Raw genomic sequence first — 231 nt, forward strand, 5'->3', positions numbered from 1 at the left:
GGTGATGTCATCACGCAGCTGGTTGTGCTCGCCGACCTTGTCCTCGTCGTACTCCCACTCGTCGTCGTCCTTGACCGAGTCGACGAAGGTCTGCGCCTTGGTCTTCAGCTCCTTCAACCTGTCGACCAGGGGACGGATCTCCGTCGCATACGACGACAGCGCCGACGACACCTTCTCCAAGTCGTCCGCGAACGCGTCCGCGCGGTCCTTCACCGGCTTCGTCGTCGCGAA

At 62.8% G+C, this 231-nt stretch carries 1 protein-coding gene; it reads right to left on the bottom strand.

Annotation, left to right across the window (positions count from 1 at the left end; all coding sequences use genetic code 11):
- A partial coding sequence (locus KWI83_RS37995; RefSeq protein ID WP_374106470.1) for a hypothetical protein occupies positions 1-213 on the bottom strand: 213 nt, incomplete at its 3' end.
- Positions 214-231: the final 18 nt, after the last annotated feature.

The organism is Streptomyces sp. TRM70350, assembly GCF_019219825.1.
Taxonomy (GTDB): domain Bacteria; phylum Actinomycetota; class Actinomycetes; order Streptomycetales; family Streptomycetaceae; genus Streptomyces.